The following is a 21,678-nucleotide window of genomic DNA, read 5'->3' as shown; positions in this document are numbered from 1 at the left end:
GAGTCAACCGATCATGGAGCATGCCGGACTCACCTTGGCCAGCGTGGGCCTGCTGGCACTGGGGTCACAGTGGCTGGCCTGGCGTCTCAAGGTTCCCGCCATCCTGACCCTGTTGATTGCAGGCATCGCCGCCGGCCCTGTCACGGGCCTGCTGGACCCCGACGCGCTGTTCGGCGACCTGCTGTTTCCGCTGGTGTCGCTGGCGGTGGCGGTGATCCTGTTCGAAGGCAGCCTGACCCTGAACTTTCGCGAGCTCGGCGGCCATGGCCGCACGGTGCGACGACTGGTGACCTGGGGCGCCCTGATCACTGCGGTGTGCGGTGCATTGGCGGCACACTGGCTGTTGCAGCTGAGCTGGGAGATGGCGAGTCTGCTTGGTGCGCTGCTGGTCGTGACGGGACCGACGGTCATCCTGCCGCTACTGCAGACGCTGCGGGCCCGTGAACACCTGACCCAGATCCTGCGCTGGGAAGGTATTCTGATCGACCCGGTGGGCGCCATCGGTGCCGTACTGGTGTATGAATTCGTGGCACTGGGTTCCGGCACCCAGGCGCTACCGCATACCTTGGCGCTGTTCGCCCAGACGGCGCTGGTCGGTTTCGGGCTCGGTGTGGCCGGCGGCTACCTGTGGGGCCAGGTGCTGCGCCAGCACTTGCTGCCACAGCGCCTGCACAGCTTTGGCACTCTGATGACCATGCTGGGGCTCTTCACGGTATCCAACGCCCTGTTCCATGAATCGGGGCTGCTGACCGTTACCGTGATGGGGGCCTGGCTTGCCAACATGCGCGGGGTGCCGACACGGCCGATCATCGAGTTCAAGGAAACGCTGTCAGTACTGCTGATCTCTGGCCTGTTCATCCTGTTGGCAGCGCGCCTGACCGTGGAGCAGCTGGCATTGCTGGGATGGCCTGCCTGGGCCTTCCTGGCGGTGTTGCTGCTGCTGGTCCGTCCGTTGGCGGTATGGTTATGCACTATTGGCAGTGGCCTGGACTGGCGCGAGAAAGGCTTGCTGGCGTTCATTGCTCCTCGCGGTATCGTCGCCGCCGCCGTGGCATCGCTATTCGCCCTGCGTCTCGAAGAGATCGGAGTGCCCGGCGCCGATCGGCTGGTGCCGGTGACCTTTCTGGTCATCATCGCAACAGTGGTGTCACAGAGCCTGCTCGCTCGACCGGTGGGAGACTGGCTCAAGGTGCGCCGCCCTTCCGCCCATGGCGTACTGATCATTGGCGCCAACCCGGTGGCCCGCCAGATGGCACACTGCCTGCGCCAGGCAGGCCTTGGGGTACTGCTGACCGATTCAAGCTGGGATGCCGTGCAAGCGGCGCGCGCCGAAAAGCTGTCCGCCTATTACGGTGACCCGCTGTCGGAACACGCCTCCCAGCACATGGAGCTGACCGGCATCGGCTACCTCGTGCCGCTGTCTCCCTACCGCGAGCTCAACGACCTGGCGGCACTGCACTTCGAGCACCTGCTCGGCCAGGGCCAGGTGTTTCGCCTGGCGGTCAACCTGGGCCGCCAGGCCAGACGGCAGCATGCCACTGCCATTGAACACGTGCCCTACCTGTTCGGCAGGGAGATGACCTTTGCCCAGCTATCCAGCCTGGTCGAGCGAGGCGCCCGCTTCGAGGTCGAGAAACTGACGGAAACCCCACGCCATCGCCAGGTGCTGAGGCCTTCGGGCGAGAAGGCGGCGCCCCCCATCGGCGCACCCGGCACCCGTACAGCGCCTCTCATCTGCATCGGCTCGTCGGGGCGACCGAGGATTGCCAGTGCGGATGCACCGCTCAGCCCGCGCAAGGGCGATCATGTCATCCGGCTGGTCATGCCCGGTGGCGACATCACCTGAGCCAGCCGCCTCTTGCATGAGGCCACCTTCCGCCCTAAGCCGTCTCTCGCCTGAAAACGTCTTGGGCCGGTCAAACGACCGGCCCAAGTCATATGGGAAGACATGCGGGACACCTGTTGGTGGGGCAAACACCCCAGCGGACAAAGTCTAGTGCGCTCGGACGAGCGTCAGAAGAATAGCCGCCTCAGTGCCTCCCCAGGCTCCTCCTCACGCATGAAGGCCTCGCCCACGAGGAAGCCGTTGACGTCATGCTCACGCATGCGCAGCACGTCATGGCGATCGTGAATCCCCGACTCGGTGATGACGGTGACATTCGGCGGAATCCGCGGCAGCAGGTCCAGGGTCGTCTCGAGCCGCGTGTTGAAGGTGTGCAGGTCGCGGTTGTTGATCCCCACTAACGCCAGGTTAAGTGCCAGTGCCCGCTCGAGTTCATGGGCATCATGGACTTCCACCAGCACGTCCATGCCCAGCTCACCGGCCTGCTGGTGAAGGTCCTGCATCTTCACGTCGTCCAGCGCAGCAACGATCAGCAGGATACAGTCGGCTCCGATGGCCCTGGCCTCGCTGACCTGATAGCCATGCACAATGAAATCCTTGCGGATCACCGGCAGGTCGCAAGCAGCCCTGGCCGCCACCAGGTAGTCCTCGTGTCCCTGGAAGAAGTCTGCATCGGTCAGCACGGAGAGACATGCAGCGCCTCCACGAGCGTACTGCTCGGCAATCTCGGCGGGACGAAAGTCCTCGCGGATCAGTCCCTTCGATGGCGATGCCTTCTTGATCTCGGCAATCACCGCGGGATCGCCTTCACGGATGCGCTCCGCCAGCGCGCGCACGAAGCCCCGCGGCGCATCCTGCTCGCGAGCCCGCTCGAGCAGCGCCTGCTCACTCACCTGTTGGCGCCTGCTGGCAACTTCTTCATCCTTGCGCTCGAGAATCTTCTCGAGGATCGTCGGGGTGGCATTGGCCATGTTGTGATTCTCCTTGCGGCCCCTGCGGGCATGCCATTACGGCGTCAAAACAGTCGTCACTGACGTCCAAGCCGTCGCGGTCACTGCGCGAAGACTCGCGTGAAGTGCGCCAGCTCCTTCATTTTTTCCAGCGCCAGCCGCGTCCCTTGGGCATCCTGGGCCATCAGCACCCCTTCCTTTAGGGAGTCCGCCACGTCGGCGGCGTACAAGGCAGCACCGGCATTGAGCGCGACAATATCGGCAGCGGGCCCTTCACCGGTCAGCGCCTTTTCCACCAGGCGCAGGCTGTCCTCGGCGCTACTGACCTTCAGCGAATCGAGGGACTGTCGTTCGATGCCCACGTCTTCTGGAGTCAGGGTGTAGCGATGAATCTCACCATCCTTGAGCTCGGCAATCCGGGTCGGCGCGGCCAGAGAGATTTCATCCAGTCCATCCTCGGCATGGGCCACCAGAACGTGGTGGCTGCCCAGCTTCCTCAGTACTTCGACCATCAGCTCGAGCAGATCCGGATGGTACACCCCCAACAACTGATTGGGCGCCCCCGCCGGATTGGTCAGCGGACCCAGGATGTTGAACAGCGTGCGCACCCCCATCTCACGACGCGGGCCGATCGCATGACGCATGGCCGGGTGGTGGTTCGGCGCGAACATGAAGCCAACACCCACTTCCTCGATACAGCGGCCCACTTGCTCAGCATCCAGATCAAGGCCAATGCCCGCCACCTGAAACAGGTCTGCGCTGCCGGAGGACGAGGACACGCCGCGATTGCCGTGTTTGGCCACATGGGCCCCGGCAGCGGCCGCCACAAAACTGGACGCGGTGGAGACGTTGAACAGGTTTGCCCCATCCCCGCCGGTACCGACGATGTCAACCACGTTTTCGCAGGACAACCGGACCGGGGTCATCAGATCGCGCATCACCTGGGCGCAGCCAGTGATCTCTTCAGCGGTCTCCCCTTTCATGGCCATGCCCATCAGAAAGGCGGCGACCTGAGCGTCGGTCGCTTCGCCGGTCATGATGGTATTCATCACTGCGTAAGCCTGCTCGCGGCCAAGATTTTCCCGGCGCATCACCGCCGCGATGGCATTGGTCATCTGCATGCTAGTCTCCTGATCGGTTCAGTGGCGCTCAAGGAAGTTGGCCAGCATTTCGTGGCCTTGTCGGGACAGAATCGACTCCGGGTGGAACTGGACGCCTTCGATGGGCAGCTCCTTGTGACGCAAGCCCATGATCAAGCCTGGCGTCACGTCGTCCGCATCGGTCCAGGCGGTCACTTCCAGGCACTCGGGCAAGCTTTCTCTCTCGACCACCAGGGAGTGATAGCGCGTGACCGACAGGGGGTCATCCAGTCCCTTGAACACGCCCTGGCCAGAGTGGCGAATGTCAGAGGTCTTGCCATGCATGACCTGGGGCGCTCGCACCACCTTGCCACCGAACACCTGGCCAATGGCCTGATGTCCCAGGCAGACACCCAGCAGCGGAAGCTTGCCGGCGAAGTGGCGAATCAGGTCCAGCGAGATACCCGCCTCGTTGGGGGTACAGGGTCCCGGCGACACCACAATATGACTCGGTGCCATGGCCTCGATCTCATCCAGGCTGATGGTGTCATTACGCCGCGTCACCACCTCGGCTCCCAGCTCCCCCAGGTACTGTACGATGTTGTAGGTGAAGCTATCGTAGTTATCGAGCATCAAGATCATGTTGGCTCCAGAATCAAAATTTGGCTTCACCCATCGAGACGAACCACACAAAAATGCCGCCTCATGGGCGGCACTTCTGCTGTCACGACATCCCGTTGGCTGGCACGGGGTCTTCCGCCCTCTTCAGTTGAAGGGGCGCCACCACTGCTGGCGATCACGGGATGTTGTCGGATTCATATTCATCATGGGCTTATAGTGTGTGTCGACCTCAGGACTGTCAAGCCTGGCGCGTCTGCCGCCTGCCTTCAGCGGCTGCGCCCACCCGGCTTGTCGAGACCCTGCTCGGCCATGGCGACGGCGCGGAACAGGGCACGGCCCTTGTTCAGCGTCTCGTCCCACTCCGACTGGGGGACCGAGTCCGCCACCACGCCTGCGCCGCACTGCACGTGCAGCTGGCCATCCTTGATCACGGCCGTGCGAATGGCGATGGCGGTATCCATGTTGCCGTGCCAGGACAGGTAGCCCACAGCTCCGGAGTAGACGCCGCGCTTCACCGGCTCGACCTCGTCGATGATCTCCATGGCACGAATCTTCGGCGCGCCGGACAAGGTACCCGCTGGGAAGGTGGCACGCAGGACATCCATGGCACTGTAGCCAGGCTTCAACTTGCCGGTCACGTTGGAGACGATGTGCATGACGTGCGAGTAACGCTCGATGGCCATCTGGTCGGTCACTTCGACGCTACCGGTCTCGGAGATGCGGCCCACGTCATTGCGCCCCAGGTCGATCAGCATCAGATGCTCGGCGACTTCCTTGGGGTCTGCCAGCAGGTCCTCTTCCAGCGCCTTGTCCTCGGCCTCGGTCTTGCCGCGCACACGGGTCCCGGCGATCGGGCGCACGGTCACCATGCCATCTTCCAGCCGCGTCAGGATCTCCGGCGAGGCGCCCACCACATGGTGATCATCAAGATTGAAGAAGAACATGTAGGGCGACGGATTCAGGCTTCTGAGGGCACGATACAGATCCAGCGGCTCTGCCTCGAAGTCGATGGACATACGCTGGGACGGCACGCACTGCATCACGTCTCCGGCCAGCACATAGTCCTTGATCTTCTCCACGGCGGCCTTGAACCCTTCTTCCGTGAACCCAGAGGTAAAGTGCCCCTCCTCGACCTGCGGTCGAGCCTGGCCGGGAAGCCGGGAAGGCAGCGCCAGCGGGCTGCGCAGTGACTCCTCTAGCGCTTCCAGTCGTGACAGCGCGGCGCTATAGGCGGAAGGCGTCGCCGGGTCAGCGTGGGTCCACAGGGTCAAGCGCCCATAAAGGTTGTCGAACACGACCAGCTCATCGCACACCATCAGCAGAATATCCGGCACCCCGATGGGATCATCCTTCTCGACGCCGGCGAGGCGGGGTTCGATGTAACGGATGGTGTCGTAGCCGAAATAGCCCACCAGACCACCGTCAAAGATCGGCTGGTCATCCAGCACCGGCACCTTGAAGCGGCTCTGGAACTCTTCGATCCAGGCTAGCGGATCTTCGGCCTCGGTGAGCCCGGACGCTTCACCATCGACGATGTGCTTGACCAGATGACCGCGCACTTCGATGCGCTCACGACAGGGCAGGCCAATGATCGAGTAACGCCCCCACTTTTCGCCGCCAGTGACGGATTCGAGCAGGAAGGTCCAAGGCTGATCGGCCAGTTTCAGGTAGGTGGACAACGGCGTGTCCAGATCGGCCATCAGCTCACGGGTAACGGGAATACGGTTGTAGCCAGCGTCGGCCAGCTCAGCAAAACGCTCGGGGGTCATCATGCCCAGGTCCTCAATGAAAAAGTGGGTGACAGAGGGTCCAGCGTCACCATCGCCAACCGCAACGCGCCGGTGTCGCCGACATCGAGCAGTGCGGGTGGGTCATCAAGGAAGAAAAAGGCTGGGCCATGGGCAATCCATCGCAGCAAGTCAGGGGGTGAAAAGGCAACACGACTCTGCCTCGGCAAGGTCGTCCTGGCTATAGCCAGAGCCTATCGGCATAACGCCATGACATAGCGTCATGCCGAAAAACCCTAAACGAGTTGGTCAAGCGATTCAACTATCAGATCGGGCTCGCTGAGGCTGACAGGTTCGCCGTGATTATAGCCATAGGGCACCGCAATGGTGCGATACCCAGCGGCCTTGCCGGCCTGAATGTCATGGCGTGAATCGCCCACCATCACACACTGCGAAGGACTGACGTCGAATTGCTGGCACAGGTGCCTGAGCGGCATGGGGTCCGGCTTCTTACGAGGGAGAGTGTCGCCTCCCAGGCACACCGTGAAGTAGCCGTCGATCGACAGGTGCTCGAGAATGGGACCAATGAACGCTTCGGGCTTGTTGGTGACGAGGCACAGGATCAAGCCTCGGCGAAACAGCTGAGACAAGGCGGTCTCGACCCCCGGATAGAGGCGGGTATGCACGCAGGGGTGCCGGTGATAGTGCTCGAGGAAGCGCTCGTGGGCGGTCTTGCACAACACCTCACTGGGGGCCTCGCCCAAGGCATCTGTCAGCGCACGCTCCAGCAGCGACCATGACCCATTGCCCACCCAGTCTCTCACGCGCGCCTCACCCGCCACGGGCAGGTCCACGTCGAGCAACGCGGCATCGACCGCCGCGGCCAGGTCAGGCACTGAGTCGATAAGAGTGCCATCCAGGTCAAAGGCCACCAACTGTGACCCATCCAGGGCCTCGCCCACAGGCATTTTCCAACCGTCGTTCACCATGTCCCTGCACTATCCCCTGCTCTATACCCTGCACCGTCCCCTGCACGATCCCCTTCACTATGCAGAAAACGGAATGTACATGCGAGGCGCACATTCTGGCGCAACCACCGTGGTCAGCCAAGCACTTATCTGCCTATGATGGCGCTCCCCTCCCCTTTATGGAGCTCTGCAATGAGCAAACCCACCATTGTTGTTGTCGGCGGTGGCGCCGGCGGCCTGGAACTCGTCACCCGCCTGGGCAGACGCCTGGGCAAGAAAGGCAAGGCGGACGTGGTGCTGGTGGACCGCAATTCCACGCACATCTGGAAGCCTCTGCTGCACGAGGTCGCCACCGGCGTGCTCGACTCCGGCCAGGACGAGATTTCCTACCAGGCCCATTCCGCCAGCAACGGCTACCGTTTCCAGCGCGGTACATTGTGCGATCTCGACCGAGACACCAGAACCCTGACCCTGGCAGCCATCATTGACGACGATGGACACGAGATCCTGCCTGCCAGGCGCCTGTCCTATGACTACATGGTCATGGCCGTTGGCAGCGTCAGCAATGACTTCGGTACCGAGGGCGTCGCCGACCATTGCCATTTTCTCGACAGCCCGGCCCAGGCAGAAGGCTTCCGTCAGGCACTGCTCAATACCTTCATGCGTTACAGCACCCGGATGACCAACGATGAACCGCCCTGTATCACCGTCGGTATCATCGGTGCCGGGGCCACCGGGGTCGAGCTCGCCGCTGAGCTGCATGATGCATCACGCATGCTCAAGAGCTACGGATTCACCGAGCTCGGCCGTGAGCATCTGCGGGTACATGTGATCGAGGCGGCACCCAAGATCCTGCCGGCCCTGCCGGACCGCATCAGTCAGGCCGTGCACAAGGAGCTGGAAAAACTGGGCGTCAAGGTCCATGTGGATACCCGCGTGACCAAGGTCGAGGAACATGCGATCACCACCTCGGATGATGAGCGCATCGACATCGACCTCGGCGTATGGGCCGCCGGCATCAAGGCACCCGCCTTTCTTTCGGAACTGGGCCTGCAGACAGAGCGCAACCATCGCATCAAGGTGGCCGCGACCATGCAGAGCATTGATGACCCGCACATCTTCGCCTTCGGTGACTGTGCCAGCTGTCCCCAGCCAGACGGCAAGGTGGTACCGCCACGGGCTCAGGCCGCCCACCAGCAAGCCAGCGTCCTGTACAAGAACCTGTGCGCCGTGATCGACGACAAGCCACTGAAGGAATTCGTGTTCCGTGACAGAGGGTCGCTGATCTCCCTGGCACACTTCGATGCCATCGGCAGCCTCATGCGGGCCGCTTCCGCTCGCAGCCTGTTTATCGAAGGCAACCTGGCACGTTTCTTCTATGCGTCGCTGTACCGGATGCACCAGCGCACCATTCATGGCTCCATCAAAACCGCCATGATGGTGGTAGTCGATGGCCTCAACCGGTTCTTGAAACCACGCCTCAAGCTGCACTGATCCTGGGCCTTGGTGCGCCAGGCACCATGCCTGGCGCACTCCAAAAAAAAGGCTGCCTGGGAAGGCAGCCTTTTTCGTGGCAACAGGTCAATAAGCGGCGAGTTTAGCCGTTGGCCTGGCTCTCTTCCTTGGCGTGATGATAGAGATGCACATCGCGCTGGGGGAACGGAATACTGATGCCCTCGCGATCAAAGCGGCGCTTGATCTCCTCGGTCATTTCCCAGTAGACGCTCCAGTAATCGGAAGCCTGGACCCAGGGACGCACAATCCAGGTAATGGAGGAGTCCCCCATCGCATTCATGCGGATATTGGGCTTGGGCTCACTCAACACGCGAGGATCGTCGGCCACCACGCTTTCCAGCACACGGCGAACGGTATCGATATTGTCGTCGTAGCCGACACCCACCGCCAGGTCTACACGACGTGTGGCATGGGCCGAGTAGTTGACCACGGCACCACTCATCATCTGGCCATTGGGGACGATGATCTTGCGATTGTCAGGGGTGCTGAGCTCGGTGCTGATGATCTGCACATCTTCCACCGTGCCGCTGACGCCGCCTGCCTCCACATAGTCACCGATGCGGTAGGGACGGAAGATGATCACCATCACACCCGCGGCGAAGTTGGCCAATGACCCCTGCAATGCCAGGCCGACCGCCAGGCCTGCTGCACCGATGACCGCAATCAGTGACGCCGTCTGAATACCAATGCGGCTGATCGCTGCCAGCACCACAAAGATCAGCAGCAAGGCGTACAGGATGTTGCCAAGGAACTTGATCAGCAGCGGCTCGACGTTCGCCCGCTCCATACCCTTGATAACAACGCGGTGTACCGCCTTGGCCACCCAACGGCCAATGATAAAGATCGCCGCAGCGGCGACCAGGTTGATCAGAAATTGCAGCCCTGTGGTGGAGGCAAATGCCACCAGAGCATCCACATTGAGCTTATCCAGAACGTCCATATCCCTCTCCTTGCTTGGCATTTTCTTCGTTATGGGGGTGGCTGCTGGGCCTGTTCCGCCGGCAGGACGGGCAAACCGCTGTCCCGCCGGGCCGTCAGCCACTGTCGTTTGCTGCGCACCGTCATGCGCTTTACAGCAGCTTCCAGGCGGCTCGCCTCACTGCGCGAACCCACCACCTCGTGATGGCGAAGGGTCAGGGGGCCCTTGCCTCGCAGCGCCTTGGCTCCCTTGCCGCTGCGATGTTGCTCCAGTCGCCTGGGGACATCCGTGGTGATGCCGGTGTAAAGGGCACCAGCGGCCGTCTCCACCACGTACAGGTACCAGCGTGCGGACGTCTGCGGCAGGCCGGCCTGGTTGCCTGCTTCGTCCCCGCTCGAGTCACGCTGCGTCGGGTCGAGCTGGGCTGGGTCAGTCCCGTCAGGGTCAGCCCCGTCAGAGCCAGCCCACCCTGAGCCAGAATAGTCCGCTTCAGCGCTCAACGCGCACCGGCCAGCTGTGCCCGGAAATCGGCGAGGACACTGTCGTAGCCGTGCGGGTCGTCGCTACGCTGGGCACCAAAGATCGCCGAGCCAGCCACAAAGGTATCGGCACCGGCGCGGGCGATCTCGGCAATATTGTCGACCTTGACGCCGCCATCGACCTCCAGGCGAATGTTACGACCACTGGCATCAATCCGCTGACGCGCCTGGCGCAGCTTGTCGAGTGTCGCGGGAATGAAGGACTGACCGCCGAAGCCGGGGTTGACGCTCATCAACAGCACCATGTCGACCTTGTCCATCACATAGTCGAGGTAGGACAACGGCGTCGCCGGGTTGAACACCAGGCCAGCCTTGCAACCACCGTCACGTATCAGCTGCAGCGACCGATCGATGTGCTCCGAGGCTTCCGGGTGGAAGGTGATGTAGGTGGCACCGGCGTCGATAAAGTCGCCAATCAGGCGATCCACCGGCTTGACCATCAGGTGTGCATCGATCGGGGCAGTGACGCCATGCTTGCGCAGGGCCTCACAGACCATGGGGCCAATGGTCAGATTGGGCACATAGTGATTGTCCATGACATCGAAATGGACAATATCGGCGCCGGAGGCAAGCACATTGTCCACCTCCTCCCCCAGCCGGGCGAAATCGGCGGACAGAATGGAAGGCGCAATCAGAAAATCGTTCATGACATCCCTGCTGGCAAGAGACAAAAAGCGAGCGGCGCCGCACAGCGGTCAAGGGTGCCGCCACCTGACGAAAATCGCATTCTAGCAGCTGGGCCGTGGCAGGGCAGCGTTAACCAATGACATCCTTCGCCGCAACAGCGCCGTCATGGCTTGCAACCTATTCACATCTTATCGCCTTATATAGCCAAACGTTTTAAGCAGAAGGATTGTCATTACCAAAATTTAGGTTTAGCCTGCGTATCGTTCCCGGAGTTCCTGCAACGCTCTTGCATCCCCGGGCACGGCACTGGCGCAACCCTCGCGCATCCTCTCGCAGTCCTCGCCAAGCATTATCGAACGGCTCTCGAAGGACTCGCGACATTCTCTGACGTCAAGGAAGCCTGACATGAAGCTGTCCCCGATCCTTCGCCGTACCGCCCTGTCCCTCGCCCTGGCTACAGGCCTTGGTGGCACCATGGCCTCGCCGGTAATGGCCGAGGACAAGGAGCTGCTCAACTCTTCCTATGACATCGCGCGCGAGCTGTTTGCCGCCATCAACCCAGCCTTCCAGGAACACTGGCAGGCCGAGCACGACGACACCCTGACGATCAAGCAGTCCCACGGCGGCTCATCCGCTCAGGCACGTGCCATCCTGCAGGGTCTCAAGGCCGATGTCGTGACCTACAACCAGGTCACCGACGTTCAGGTCCTGGCGGATGCAGGCCTGGTCGCGGAAGACTGGCAGAGCCAGCTGCCCAACAACGCATCCCCCTACTACTCGACCACCGCCTTCCTGGTCCGCAAGGGCAACCCCAAGGGCATCGAGACCTGGGAAGATCTGGCAGCCGAGGGCGTCGAGCTGGTGTTCCCCAACCCCAAAACCTCCGGCAACGGCCGCTACACCTATCTGGCTGCCTGGGGTTCGGCCGAACGTAACTTCGACGGTGACGAAGAGCAGGTTCGCCAGTTCATGAGCGACTTCCTCGGCAACGTCAAGGTCTTTGATACCGGCGGCCGCGGCGCGACCACCAGCTTTATCGAGCGCGGCATTGGTGACGTGCTGATCAGCTTCGAGTCTGAGGTCAACAATATCCGTGACGAATACGGCAGCGACGAATACGACGTGATCGTCCCGCCTGTCAGCATCCTGGCAGAATTCCCGGTGGCCGTGGTCGAGGAGAACGCCGAGCGCAACGGCAACCTGGATCTGGCCCGTGCCTACCTGGAATACCTCTACACCGAGGAGGCCCAGCGCCAGCTGGCTGGCTTCAACTACCGCGTGCATGACGAGGCGGTGAAGGAAGAGTTCGCAGACCGTTTCCCTGCCACCGAGCTGTTCGAGGTCAAGGACGTGTTTGGCGGCTGGGACAGTGCCATGGACACCCACTTCAAGAGCGGCGGCGAGCTGGACCAGCTGCAGCGCCGTTAAACGTCAAGGTTAACCATTGCCCCCATGCTGAAGGCCATTTCCCTGCCCTTAGCCCGCAAAGCCCGGCGCCATGTGCTGCCGGGCTTCGGCCTGTCATTGGGCATCAGCCTGACCTTTGTCTCACTGGTGCTGCTGCTGCCTTTGACCGGCCTGGTGGGCCAGTTGAAGGGGCTGTCCCTTTCCGAATACTGGTTCATCATCACCGAACCACGGGTCGTGGCCAGCTACGTCACCACCATCGGCGGCGCCCTCGTCGCGGCACTGATCAATGCCGTCTTTGGCCTGCTCATGGCCTGGGTGCTGGTGCGCTATGACTTCCCCGGCAAGCGTCTGTTGGACGCGCTGATGGACCTGCCCTTTGCCCTGCCCACCGCAGTGGCCGGCATCACCCTGGCGACGCTCTACTCCTCCAAGGGCTGGATGGGCCAGCTGCTGGAGCTGCTGGGCTGGCAGGTGTCCTACACCTGGGTCGGCATCGCCCTGGCCATGGCGTTTACCAGTATCCCCTTCGTGGTGCGGACCGTGCAGCCAGTGCTCGAGGATCTGCCCAGCGAAATCGACGAGGCCGCCATGAGCCTGGGAGCAAGAGATGGCGTCGCCTTTCGTCGGGTGATCCTGCCGCACCTGTGGCCCGCCCTGGTGACCGGTACCGGCCTTGCCTTTGTGCGCTCGCTCGGCGAATTCGGCGCCGTTATCTTTATCGCCGGCAACATGCCTTACGAGACGGAAATCACCTCACTGATGATCTTCGTCAAGCTGCAGGAATATGACTACGTCGGTGCCTCCGCGATTGCCTCCGTGGTGCTGCTGACCTCGCTGCTGCTGCTGCTGGCGATCAACCTGTGGCAAGGCCGCTTTATCCGCCGCCTGCATGGAGGACGTGGCTGATGCAACGTATCGGTGATGCGCCATGGCTCAGACGTAGCCTCATTGCGGTGGCCGTGGGCCTGTCGGCACTGTTCCTGCTGCTGCCCCTGGTCGCCATCTTTGCCCAGGCACTGGCCGAGGGGGTCGGTCCCTTCATCGCCAACCTGACAGACCAGTACACCCTGGCAGCGATCGGCCTGACGCTGTTCGTCACCCTGCTGACGATTCCGATCAACCTCGTCTTCGGGGTGATGCTGGCGTGGCTGGTCACCCGGTTTGCCTTCCCGGGACGCCGCCTGCTGCAGACACTGATCGACATTCCCTTTGCCATTTCCCCCGTGGTGGCTGGCCTGGTCTACTTGCTACTGTACGGTCGCAACGGCTGGATCGGCGGGTGGCTGGATGCCCACGACATTCAGCTGATGTTTGCCTGGCCTGGCATCCTGATGGTCACCATCTTTGTCACCTGCCCCTTCGTCGCGAGGGAGCTGATTCCGCTGATGCAGGCACAGGGTTCCCGTGAGGAAGAAGCCGCCGTCACACTGGGCGCGAGAGGCTTCACCCTGTTCCGCCGGGTGACCCTGCCCAACATTCGCTGGGCGTTGCTCTACGGCGTGATTCTGACCAATGCCAGGGCGGTCGGTGAATTCGGTGCGGTATCGGTGGTGTCTGGCGCCATCCGCGGTGAAACCAACACCCTGCCGCTTCACGTAGAGCTGTTGTACCAGGATTACAACACGGTAGGCGCCTTCGCCAGCGCCGCCCTGCTAGCCCTGATTGCCCTTCTCACCCTGGCCGCCAAGGCCATGCTTGAATGGCGCGCCACGCGCCGGGAGGCCCTGACATGAGCATTCATCTGCGCCACATCCAGAAGCACTTTGGACGCTCCCAGGCGCTGTCTCCTATCGACCTGGAGATCCGCAGCGGTGAGCTGATCGGCCTGCTCGGCCCGTCTGGCTCCGGCAAGACCACGTTGCTTCGGATCATTGCCGGCCTCGAGACCCCCGATGACCATCGAGACTGCCGCATCCTGTTCGGCGAGCGCGATGTCACCCAGGTCCATGTGCGCGATCGCCGCATCGGCTTCGTGTTCCAGCACTACGCGCTGTTCCGCCACATGAGCGTTTTCGACAACGTCGCCTTCGGCCTGACCGTTCTGCCCCGCGCCGAGCGCCCCTCCAGTGCCGAGATTCGCTCCCGGGTGATGCAGCTGCTGGAGATGGTCCAGCTGTCGCACCTGGCAGAGCGGTTTCCCGCGCAGCTGTCCGGTGGCCAGCAGCAGCGTGTCTCTCTGGCTCGCGCCCTGGCGCTCAAGCCGGAAGTCCTGCTGCTGGACGAACCCTTCGGTGCGCTGGATGCCAAAGTTCGTCAGGAGTTGCGCCGCTGGCTGAGGCACCTGCACGATGAGCTCGGCTTTACCAGCGTCTTCGTGACCCATGACCAGGAAGAAGCGCTGGAGTTGTCCGACCGCGTGGTGGTGATGAGCAATGGGCGTATCGAGCAGGTCGACACGCCGGATACGCTCTATCGGGCGCCCCGCAATCGTTTCGTGTTCGAATTCCTCGGCGACGTCAATCATCTGGAGGGAGTCGTCCAGGACGGCGTGCTGACCTGCGGTGATGCCCGCCTGGCGGTCGACCTCGAGGACGGACGCCAGGAATTGCTGCTGCGCCCCCACGAGGTTCAGGTGGCCCTGCAGGCACAGGCGGATGCCCACCTGCCTGCCAGCGTGATGTCGATAGTGCCGGTGGGTGCAGAAGTCCGTGTAGAGCTCAGTGCCGATTGGATGAGCGAGCCGTGGATGGCCACACTAAGCCACCAGGACGCCGAGCGCCTGTCCCTCAAGCGCGGCATGCGCGTGCACGCCCTGCCCAGACGCTGGCATCACTATCCCGACGCCCAGGAGGCCCCTGGCACCCAGGTGCGCCCGCAGCAGGTTAGCGCCTGACGCCATCAGGCGCCTTAAAGGAACTTTTCCCTGCGCTTGCCCTTCTGATAGGCGTATCATCGCGCAGCCCGGACACACGCTGCTGCTGCAGCGGCGTGACCGGCCGACGCGTTTTTGCGACTTTCAGATACCATGACAAGGAGTTCACCCCTATGCTTCGTCGCCTGTTGAAGGGCGCAGCTGGCATGGCCATGCTGCTTGCCCTCGCCGCCTGCTCCAGCCCCCACCAGCTTCAGCCTGATCCCCAGCGCAGCGTGGCCGTTCCCGCGTCCGGCTCTGGCCAGGCAGTCACCGTAATTGCCGCCGATGACCGTCCTTCCGACGTGCTCGGCACGCGAACCGGCAGCGCCAGCTCGACGGCGACCATCACCGTCAGCCCCCATGAGATCGTGCCGCGGCTGCAAGCCGAGGCGGAGCGCGCCGTGCGCGACATGGGCTTCGCCCCTACCGCTGAACCGGCCCCGGGACGTCCCACCCTGACCCTGACGCTGAAGCAGCTCAGCTACCAGCGCGGCCAGAGCCAGCCACTGGTAGACGAAGCTCGCCTGGAGAGCGTGATCGAAGCGGTGGCCACCAACGATGGTCAAACCTACACCGGCACCTACACCTCACGACGCGTGCAGAGCTACGCGGTAAAACCTGACAAGGCGACTAATCAGCGCATGGTCACGGACCTGCTGTCCGACGGACTCAATCGCGCCTTCGCCGACCCCCAACTGGGCCAGCTGCTGGCTCGCTAAGCCCTCCTGTCATTGCCGGTTACCGGTCCAGGCTTGCCGGTCCAGTGGCCGGCAAGCGCCTTCGTTGTGCGCTAGCGTAACGACCTACCGATGCTGCGCTGGCTCGTCGGTGACAGGCCCCCGCCGCACCAGCGCCCACACCGACTCCTGAAACCCGTTATCCTCACGCTCACCATCTTCCAGGTGGGTGACGATGAAATTCGGGTCGAACAGGCGACGAATCTCCTCATCGCTGACGTTGTAGGGCGGCCCGTCCTCGCCATCTCGTCGCAGGCTGACCAGCAACCCTCGTGCTCCAGGCGGAATCAACTGCGCCAGGTGGAAGGCGTAGCGCTGACGCGTCGCCTCGGGTAAGGCGATCAGGGCGGCCCGGTCGTAGAAGGCACCAATCTCCGCCGCCTGGGCGATGTGAAAGTGGAAGAAATCGCCGCACCAGAGCTCGATGCTGCCCTGGCGCTGGATGGAAAATCCGTCCTGCTGATAGCGCGACACCTCACCCGGTCCTTCCTCCACAAACTGGGCCAGGGCGGCTTCGGCCAGCTCGATGCCCAGCACCGGGTGCTGATGCTCGGCTAACCAGCGCATGTCGAGGCTCTTTCCGCACAGCGGCACCAGTACCTTGGTACCCGGTGTCGCGCCGAGAAGCGGCCAGTGCCGTACCAGCGCCGGGTGCACGCTATCGCGATGAAAGCCGATCCGGCCTTCCTCCCAGCGCTTCAGCCAGTGTTGTTGCATAGGCGGTCTCGCTTAGAACCAACGATCGCGCTTGCGGCGACGACGGGGCAGGTGCGGAACGATCAAACCGACGATCAGGCCAGCACCGGCGACACCGCCACCGTACATGAAGTAGCGCATCAGCAGGTCTTCCTTGCGGGTCTCCAGACGCGCTTCCAGATCCCGATTGACCTCGCTGATCTCGTCAAAGGAGCTCTCCAGCTCGTGATTGCGCGTCTCAAGCTCGGTTATGCGCTGCTCACGCACCTTAAGCGTCTCTGTCATGGTACTGGTGCGCTCTTCCCAGCTTTCATTGATGCCGTCGAGCTCCGCTGTCAGCTCTTCCACTCGCGATTCGAGTTGAGGCAGCTGGTCGCTGGCACTGGGCGTTTCCTGCAGCTCGCTGCTGGGCACCCACACCACATCGCCACTGGAGCTGCGCACCTGTGAATAGTCACCGGAGGTGTCGAGCAGACTGACTGGTTGGCCCGCCGTCAGCGTGCCAACGATGCGGTAGCCATCGGTAGGGCCGCTGCGCACATAGGTGGTCAGTTCATCCGTGACCCACCTGGCATTGCCATCGTCCTGGGCCATCACCGGCAAGGCACTGCTGGCGAGCGCAAGGCCAAGGGTCACTGTCTTGAGAAATTGCGTTTTCATGCCGTCTTTCCTGACTAATCTGGGCTCGGTTACGACGCTTGTGGCGCTGCACTGGCATCCTGCCAGCTCAACAGCGCGCAATGAGAATAGGGTCGCTCGCTGTGCGGCGCGGCCGGCGTGCCGGCGCGTGCCATGCTTGCCAAGGAGGCTCTCAAGGGCTTTCTTGGCAACTCGACACAGGACCGCGACGAGGTGAAAAACGTTCCACAACAGCTGTGGACAACTGTCGGGAAAACCGCTGGACATCGCCGCGCCCGGGGCGCGTCGCCTGGGTTTGACTCAAAACGGTCACAAAATAATCACCCGCCTGTCTGGCTCGCAGGCAAGACTACCACATCGCAGGGCTCTCGCCTCCCGTGAGCAGCCCCTGCCACAGCGCGGCCCAAGCCGTGCCGGCAGACAGGGGCCCACTGGCCCCATCCCCGGTCGGTGCGTATAATATGCCCCCATGCGCCACGGCCGTTCGGCCGCCAGTCTCGCGCCCGATTACCCACATTCACGTAACCAGGCCTGCCTGATGCACTTCGGGCCGGGAGCCCGACCACCGTTATGACGAAGAAGCTCTTCATCAAGACCCACGGCTGCCAGATGAACGAGTATGACTCCGCCCGCATGGCGGACCTGCTCGGCGAATCTCATCAGATGGAGCTGACCGACAACGAGCAAGACGCAGACGTGATCCTGCTCAACACCTGCTCGATTCGCGAGAAGGCCCAGGAAAAGGTCTTCCACCAGCTCGGCCGCTGGAAAAAGCTCAAGCAGTCGAACCCCGACCTGGTCATCGGCGTCGGCGGCTGTGTGGCGAGCCAGGAAGGCGATGCCATCCGCAAGCGTGCTCCCCACGTGGATATGGTGTTTGGTCCACAGACCCTGCACCGCGTGCCGGGCATGCTGGATGCCAGCCGCTCCAACCAGATCTCGGTGGTGGACGTCACCTTCCCCGAGATCGAGAAGTTCGATCACCTGCCCAAGCCAAGCTCCGATGGTGCCAGTGCCTTCGTCTCGGTGATGGAGGGATGCTCCAAGTACTGCACCTTCTGCGTGGTGCCCTACACCCGCGGCGAAGAGGTCTCGCGGCCCTTCGAGGCCGTCATGGATGAGGTCTTCCACCTGGCCGACCAGGGCGTTCGCGAAATCAACCTGCTGGGGCAGAACGTCAATGCCTACCGTGGTATCAACGACGATGGCGACGAGATTGACCTGGCCGAGCTGATTGCCTGCGTGGCGGCAGTGGATGGCATCGACCGCATCCGCTTCACCACCTCCCACCCGGTGGAATTCAGTGACAGCCTGATCGAGGCATACGCCGACATCCCGGAACTGGTCAGCCACCTGCACCTGCCGGTGCAAGCAGGCTCCGACCGTGTGTTGGCGGCCATGAAGCGCGGTCACACGGTCGAGGAGTACGTCGACAAGATGGAGCGCATTCGCGCGCTGCGTCCCGACATCAGCTTCTCCTCCGACTTCATCATCGGCTTCCCCGGTGAAACCGAAGAAGACTTCGAAGCCACCATGGACCTGATTCACCGGATCGGCTTCGACGTCTCATTCAGCTTTGTCTATTCCGCACGTCCGGGTACCCCGGCAGCGGCGCTGGAGGACGACACACCTGAAGAGGTCAAGAAGCAGCGCCTGGCCATCCTGCAGGAGCGTATCAACCAGCAGGCCATGCAGATCAGTCGTCGCATGGTAGGCACTACCCAGCGCGTGCTGGTATCCGGTTTCTCGCCGCGTGACCCGGGACAGCTGTCCGGCCGCACCGAGAACAACCGTGTCGTCAACTTCCGCGCGGCCAATCCGACCGAGTTGATTGGCTACTTTGTCGACGTGGAAATCACCGAAGCGCTGCCCAATTCACTGCGCGGCGAACTCGCCTCTGGCGAGCGCTACTGATACACAGCCGACCCGAGGTGGCTGTCCAACACGCATCGACACCGCCTCGGATCATTGCCCTGGCCTACGCCGGGGCAGTAAGCTGACGGAACTGTTTACACCCTCTAGTCATCAACCACGGATTTTTCTCGCCTTGAGCCAGCCATCGACCCAGGCCAATCGCATCATCACGCTCAACCTTGAACCCAACGAGCCGCGCCGTCTCGCCAATCTGTGCGGCCAGCGCGACGAGCACCTGAAGCTGATCGAAAGCCGGCTCGGCGTCACCCTGCGCAACCGCGGCAACATGTTCCAGCTGGCGGGTCCCGGCCCCCGGGTCAAGGCAGCCTCCAACCTGGTGGAGCATCTCTATCGCGAGACCGCGTCTACCGAACTGACCCCTGACAGCGTTCACCTGTTCCTGCAGGAATCCGGTATCGAAGCCCTTGAGGAAGAGACCGAAGAAGATATCGGCGACGGCGAAGTGCTGATCCGTACGCCGCGTACGCTGATCAAGCCTCGCGGCTTGAACCAGCAGGGCTACGTCACCAGCATCCGCCAGCACGACATCAACTTCGGCATCGGCCCGGCGGGCACCGGCAAGACGTATCTTGCCGTGGCGGCCGCGGTAGAGGCCCTCAATCAGCAGCAGGTGCGCCGCATCCTGCTGGTACGCCCAGCCGTGGAAGCCGGCGAGAAACTCGGCTTCCTGCCTGGCGACCTGGCCCAGAAGATCGATCCTTACCTGCGTCCGCTGTACGACGCCCTGTATGAAATGATCGGCTTTGAGCAGGTTGCCAAGCTGATCGAGCGCCAGGTGATCGAGATCGCCCCGCTGGCCTACATGCGTGGACGAACCCTCAACAACGCCTTCATCATCCTCGACGAGAGCCAGAACACCACTCGCGAACAGATGAAGATGTTCCTCACCCGTATCGGCTTTGGCTCGACCGCGGTGATCACCGGTGACGTGACCCAGGTCGACCTGCCGCGCGGGCAGAGCTCAGGCCTGATTCAGGTGCTCGACGTGCTGAAGGACACCGCCGGCATTGGCGTGACACACTTCGCCGCCAAGGATGTGGTCCGCCACCCGATGGTCCAGCGCATCATCGAGGCCTATGACCTGTTCGAGGCCAACCAGGAAGCCGAGGAACGCGCACGCCGCGAGGCCCGCGCCGAAGAACGCCGCCAGGAACGTGCCGATCGCCTCCAGTTCAGCAATGGCAGCAACGGAGACGCCCACTGATGAGCGCCTGCGTCGATCGTCAGATCGCCAGCCACGCCGAAGCGCTGCCCGACTCGGCCCAGCTTCAACGCTGGGTCGATGCCGTGCTGGAACACTTTCCCGGCCGTGAAGATGCCGAACTGACGATACGCCTGGTCGATAGCGACGAAAGCCAGGCCCTCAATCGTGACTATCGTGGCAAGGATGCCCCGACCAACGTTCTGTCCTTTCCTTTCGAGGCCCCACCCGGCCTCGACCTGCCGCTACTGGGAGACCTGGTGGTCTGTCACCCGGTGGTCGAGCGCGAAGCGATGGAGCAGGACAAGCGGCTGATCGATCACTACGCTCATATGGTCGTCCATGGCACCTTGCATTTGCTCGGCCACGACCATATCGAGGACGATGAAGCCGAGGTCATGGAAAACCTCGAGCGCAGTATCCTTGCCGGCCTGGGTATTTCTGATCCCTACGCCCCGCCGGCCCCATCTCCAGATCCCGATAGCGAGGACGAGAGAGCCGACGCATGAGCGAAGACCGATCGAGTAGCCAGGCCAACAAGTCCTGGTTCGACAAACTCTTCAGCGCGCTGTCCAACGACAGCGACGAGCCCAGTTCGCGGGAAGAACTCCGTGAATTCCTGCGCCAGGCAGGCAGCCGTCTACGGCTGGAACAGGACGCCATGACGATCATCGAGGGCGCCCTGAACATCAGCGATCAGCAGGTCAGGGAGGTGCTGATTCCGCGCTCTCAGGTCACTGCGCTTGAGCTCGAACAACCGCTGGAAGACTACCTGCCCATCATTCTGGAAACCGGCCACTCGCGCTATCCGGTCATCGGCGAGAACCTCGATGAGGTCAAGGGCATCCTGCTGGTCAAGGATCTGCTGCCCCTGCTGCAGAACAACAGCGAGGAACGCCCCTTTCAGCTTGAAGAAGTGCTGCGTCCGGCCATGTTCGTCCCGGAGTCGAAGCGCCTCAACAGCCTGCTCAAGGAATTCCGCGATACCCACAATCACATGGCCATCGTGGTGGATGAATACGGCGGCACCGCGGGTATCGTCACCATCGAGGACATCCTCGAGGAAATCGTCGGCGACATCGAAGACGAACACGATACCGACGAGGAAGAGGACATTCGTCAGCTGGGTGAAGATCGCTACGCCGTCAGAGCCCTGACCCCCATCGAAGACTTCAACGAGCGCTTCGATACCCGCTTTTCCGATGATGAATTCGACACCCTTGGCGGCCTGGTCATGCAACGCTTCGGCCACCTTCCGGCTCGCGGTGAACATACCCAGATCGGCGGTTGGCGCTTCACCGTGCTCAACGCCGATAACCGACGCATTCGCTTGCTGGAAGTCGAGCCCGCCAACGCCGAAAGCGAATGATCCCCGATGCCCCGCAAGGGGCATCGCCCCTCCCCTATCTCTCGTGACC

21 protein-coding genes are annotated in these 21,678 nt (G+C 62.5%); 11 read left to right on the top strand and 10 right to left on the bottom strand.

The genetic code is table 11. The features are described from left to right. Nucleotides 1-13 precede the first annotated feature (13 nt). Entirely contained in the window at nt 14-1,846 is a 1,833-nt protein-coding gene (locus tag KUV41_RS08185) for a cation:proton antiporter (RefSeq protein WP_222161924.1), read from the top strand. Nucleotides 1,847-2,013: 167 nt separating this feature from the next. Here the strand turns inward: KUV41_RS08185 and trpC are convergent, their stop codons facing one another. The 5 genes from trpC to KUV41_RS08160 form a co-directional block, all read right to left on the bottom strand. Continuing rightward, nucleotides 2,014-2,814 carry an indole-3-glycerol phosphate synthase TrpC gene (gene trpC / locus KUV41_RS08180; RefSeq protein ID WP_206943000.1) on the bottom strand — a complete coding sequence of 267 codons (801 nt, stop codon included), beginning with the start codon at nt 2,812-2,814 and terminating at the stop codon, nt 2,014-2,016. Nucleotides 2,815-2,894: 80 nt separating this feature from the next. Further along, nucleotides 2,895-3,914: an anthranilate phosphoribosyltransferase gene (trpD, locus tag KUV41_RS08175; RefSeq protein ID WP_222161922.1), complete on the bottom strand. Its 1,020-nt coding sequence runs from the start codon at nt 3,912-3,914 to the stop codon at nt 2,895-2,897. A gap of 18 nt (nt 3,915-3,932) precedes the next feature. Continuing rightward, the gene (locus KUV41_RS08170) at nt 3,933-4,514 is read right to left on the bottom strand and encodes an anthranilate synthase component II (RefSeq protein ID WP_222483682.1); all 582 of its coding nucleotides are present in this window, start codon (nt 4,512-4,514) and stop codon (nt 3,933-3,935) included. Between the two features lie 245 nt (nt 4,515-4,759). Continuing rightward, the gene (gene trpE / locus KUV41_RS08165) at nt 4,760-6,262 is read right to left on the bottom strand and encodes an anthranilate synthase component I (protein ID WP_206943185.1); all 1,503 of its coding nucleotides are present in this window, start codon (nt 6,260-6,262) and stop codon (nt 4,760-4,762) included. Between the two features lie 254 nt (nt 6,263-6,516). Continuing rightward, nucleotides 6,517-7,209 (bottom strand): phosphoglycolate phosphatase, encoded by a 693-nt coding sequence (locus KUV41_RS08160; RefSeq protein WP_224908189.1) that lies wholly within the window; start codon nt 7,207-7,209, stop codon nt 6,517-6,519. 171 nt (nt 7,210-7,380) lie between these two features. Between KUV41_RS08160 and KUV41_RS08155 the strand changes: the two genes are divergently transcribed. Further along, nucleotides 7,381-8,682, top strand: a complete 1,302-nt coding sequence (locus KUV41_RS08155) for an NAD(P)/FAD-dependent oxidoreductase (protein ID WP_222161855.1) — start codon at nt 7,381-7,383, stop codon at nt 8,680-8,682. A gap of 103 nt (nt 8,683-8,785) precedes the next feature. On the opposite strand, the gene KUV41_RS08150 is transcribed toward KUV41_RS08155, so the two are convergent. Genes KUV41_RS08150 through rpe form a run of 3 tightly spaced genes read right to left on the bottom strand, consistent with a single transcriptional unit; the run spans nt 8,786 to nt 10,808 of the window. Then, on the bottom strand, nt 8,786-9,643 hold the full coding sequence (locus KUV41_RS08150) for a mechanosensitive ion channel family protein (RefSeq protein WP_206943008.1): 858 nt from the start codon (nt 9,641-9,643) through the stop codon (nt 8,786-8,788). 29 nt (nt 9,644-9,672) lie between these two features. Beyond that, the gene (locus tag KUV41_RS19705) at nt 9,673-10,122 is read right to left on the bottom strand and encodes a GIY-YIG nuclease family protein (protein ID WP_409995788.1); all 450 of its coding nucleotides are present in this window, start codon (nt 10,120-10,122) and stop codon (nt 9,673-9,675) included. After that, the gene (gene rpe / locus KUV41_RS08140; RefSeq protein WP_206943009.1) at nt 10,119-10,808 is read right to left on the bottom strand and encodes a ribulose-phosphate 3-epimerase; all 690 of its coding nucleotides are present in this window, start codon (nt 10,806-10,808) and stop codon (nt 10,119-10,121) included. Before rpe ends, KUV41_RS19705 begins: the two co-directional genes overlap by 4 nt. Before the next feature lie 385 nt (nt 10,809-11,193). On the opposite strand from rpe, the gene cysP reads away from it, so the two are divergent. The 5 genes from cysP (at nt 11,194) to KUV41_RS08115 (ending at nt 15,771) form a co-directional block, all read left to right on the top strand. Further along, nucleotides 11,194-12,216 (top strand): thiosulfate ABC transporter substrate-binding protein CysP, encoded by a 1,023-nt coding sequence (cysP, locus tag KUV41_RS08135; protein WP_222485508.1) that lies wholly within the window; start codon nt 11,194-11,196, stop codon nt 12,214-12,216. A 24-nt stretch (nt 12,217-12,240) separates the two neighbouring features. Beyond that, entirely contained in the window at nt 12,241-13,104 is an 864-nt protein-coding gene (cysT, locus tag KUV41_RS08130; protein ID WP_222485506.1) for a sulfate ABC transporter permease subunit CysT, read from the top strand. Next, nucleotides 13,104-13,931 carry a sulfate ABC transporter permease subunit CysW gene (gene cysW / locus KUV41_RS08125; RefSeq protein WP_206943014.1) on the top strand — a complete coding sequence of 276 codons (828 nt, stop codon included), beginning with the start codon at nt 13,104-13,106 and terminating at the stop codon, nt 13,929-13,931. The genes cysT and cysW overlap by 1 nt, the downstream gene beginning before the upstream one ends. Further along, a complete protein-coding gene (locus KUV41_RS08120; RefSeq protein WP_206943015.1) occupies nt 13,928-15,031 on the top strand; it encodes a sulfate/molybdate ABC transporter ATP-binding protein in 1,104 nt (367 codons plus the stop codon). Before cysW ends, KUV41_RS08120 begins: the two co-directional genes overlap by 4 nt. Before the next feature lie 152 nt (nt 15,032-15,183). Next, nucleotides 15,184-15,771: a YajG family lipoprotein gene (locus tag KUV41_RS08115; RefSeq protein WP_206943016.1), complete on the top strand. Its 588-nt coding sequence runs from the start codon at nt 15,184-15,186 to the stop codon at nt 15,769-15,771. 84 nt (nt 15,772-15,855) lie between these two features. Here the strand turns inward: KUV41_RS08115 and KUV41_RS08110 are convergent, their stop codons facing one another. Continuing rightward, nucleotides 15,856-16,506 (bottom strand): thiopurine S-methyltransferase, encoded by a 651-nt coding sequence (locus tag KUV41_RS08110; protein ID WP_206943017.1) that lies wholly within the window; start codon nt 16,504-16,506, stop codon nt 15,856-15,858. 12 nt (nt 16,507-16,518) lie between these two features. Beyond that, complete coding sequence (locus KUV41_RS08105; RefSeq protein WP_222161852.1) at nt 16,519-17,145, bottom strand: TIGR04211 family SH3 domain-containing protein; 627 nt, start codon at nt 17,143-17,145, stop codon at nt 16,519-16,521. A 549-nt stretch (nt 17,146-17,694) separates the two neighbouring features. Between KUV41_RS08105 and miaB the strand changes: the two genes are divergently transcribed. From miaB to KUV41_RS08085, 4 genes are all read left to right on the top strand, one after another. Next, the gene (miaB, locus tag KUV41_RS08100) at nt 17,695-19,038 is read left to right on the top strand and encodes a tRNA (N6-isopentenyl adenosine(37)-C2)-methylthiotransferase MiaB (RefSeq protein WP_222161851.1); all 1,344 of its coding nucleotides are present in this window, start codon (nt 17,695-17,697) and stop codon (nt 19,036-19,038) included. 133 nt (nt 19,039-19,171) lie between these two features. Continuing rightward, the gene (locus tag KUV41_RS08095) at nt 19,172-20,263 is read left to right on the top strand and encodes a PhoH family protein (RefSeq protein WP_222485504.1); all 1,092 of its coding nucleotides are present in this window, start codon (nt 19,172-19,174) and stop codon (nt 20,261-20,263) included. Continuing rightward, complete coding sequence (gene ybeY, locus KUV41_RS08090) at nt 20,263-20,769, top strand: rRNA maturation RNase YbeY (RefSeq protein ID WP_206943023.1); 507 nt, start codon at nt 20,263-20,265, stop codon at nt 20,767-20,769. The genes KUV41_RS08095 and ybeY overlap by 1 nt, the downstream gene beginning before the upstream one ends. Continuing rightward, nucleotides 20,766-21,629: an HlyC/CorC family transporter gene (locus KUV41_RS08085; protein ID WP_206943026.1), complete on the top strand. Its 864-nt coding sequence runs from the start codon at nt 20,766-20,768 to the stop codon at nt 21,627-21,629. The genes ybeY and KUV41_RS08085 overlap by 4 nt, the downstream gene beginning before the upstream one ends. The last annotated feature ends 49 nt before the right edge of the window (nt 21,630-21,678 follow it).

Source organism: Halomonas sp. DP8Y7-1 (assembly GCF_019801685.1).
In the GTDB taxonomy this organism is placed as follows: domain Bacteria; phylum Pseudomonadota; class Gammaproteobacteria; order Pseudomonadales; family Halomonadaceae; genus Halomonas; species Halomonas litopenaei_A.
Note: the sequence above shows the minus strand (reverse complement) of the source record. Positions and strands in the feature narration are given on the sequence as shown.

Coding starts and splice junctions, on each gene's coding strand:
- KUV41_RS08170 (WP_222483682.1), bottom strand. CDS start 4,514: ATGATCTTGATGCTCGATAACTACGATAGCTTCACCTACAACATCGTA.
- KUV41_RS08115 (WP_206943016.1), top strand. CDS start 15,184: ATGCTTCGTCGCCTGTTGAAGGGCGCAGCTGGCATGGCCATGCTGCTT.
- KUV41_RS08120 (WP_206943015.1), top strand. CDS start 13,928: ATGAGCATTCATCTGCGCCACATCCAGAAGCACTTTGGACGCTCCCAG.
- trpC (WP_206943000.1), bottom strand. CDS start 2,814: ATGGCCAATGCCACCCCGACGATCCTCGAGAAGATTCTCGAGCGCAAG.
- KUV41_RS08155 (WP_222161855.1), top strand. CDS start 7,381: ATGAGCAAACCCACCATTGTTGTTGTCGGCGGTGGCGCCGGCGGCCTG.
- cysT (WP_222485506.1), top strand. CDS start 12,241: ATGCTGAAGGCCATTTCCCTGCCCTTAGCCCGCAAAGCCCGGCGCCAT.
- rpe (WP_206943009.1), bottom strand. CDS start 10,808: ATGAACGATTTTCTGATTGCGCCTTCCATTCTGTCCGCCGATTTCGCC.
- KUV41_RS08160 (WP_224908189.1), bottom strand. CDS start 7,209: ATGGTGAACGACGGTTGGAAAATGCCTGTGGGCGAGGCCCTGGATGGG.
- KUV41_RS08110 (WP_206943017.1), bottom strand. CDS start 16,506: ATGCAACAACACTGGCTGAAGCGCTGGGAGGAAGGCCGGATCGGCTTT.
- ybeY (WP_206943023.1), top strand. CDS start 20,263: ATGAGCGCCTGCGTCGATCGTCAGATCGCCAGCCACGCCGAAGCGCTG.
- trpD (WP_222161922.1), bottom strand. CDS start 3,914: ATGCAGATGACCAATGCCATCGCGGCGGTGATGCGCCGGGAAAATCTT.
- KUV41_RS08105 (WP_222161852.1), bottom strand. CDS start 17,145: ATGAAAACGCAATTTCTCAAGACAGTGACCCTTGGCCTTGCGCTCGCC.
- miaB (WP_222161851.1), top strand. CDS start 17,695: ATGACGAAGAAGCTCTTCATCAAGACCCACGGCTGCCAGATGAACGAG.
- KUV41_RS08150 (WP_206943008.1), bottom strand. CDS start 9,643: ATGGACGTTCTGGATAAGCTCAATGTGGATGCTCTGGTGGCATTTGCC.
- cysW (WP_206943014.1), top strand. CDS start 13,104: ATGCAACGTATCGGTGATGCGCCATGGCTCAGACGTAGCCTCATTGCG.
- trpE (WP_206943185.1), bottom strand. CDS start 6,262: ATGACCCCCGAGCGTTTTGCTGAGCTGGCCGACGCTGGCTACAACCGT.
- KUV41_RS08085 (WP_206943026.1), top strand. CDS start 20,766: ATGAGCGAAGACCGATCGAGTAGCCAGGCCAACAAGTCCTGGTTCGAC.
- cysP (WP_222485508.1), top strand. CDS start 11,194: ATGAAGCTGTCCCCGATCCTTCGCCGTACCGCCCTGTCCCTCGCCCTG.
- KUV41_RS08185 (WP_222161924.1), top strand. CDS start 14: ATGGAGCATGCCGGACTCACCTTGGCCAGCGTGGGCCTGCTGGCACTG.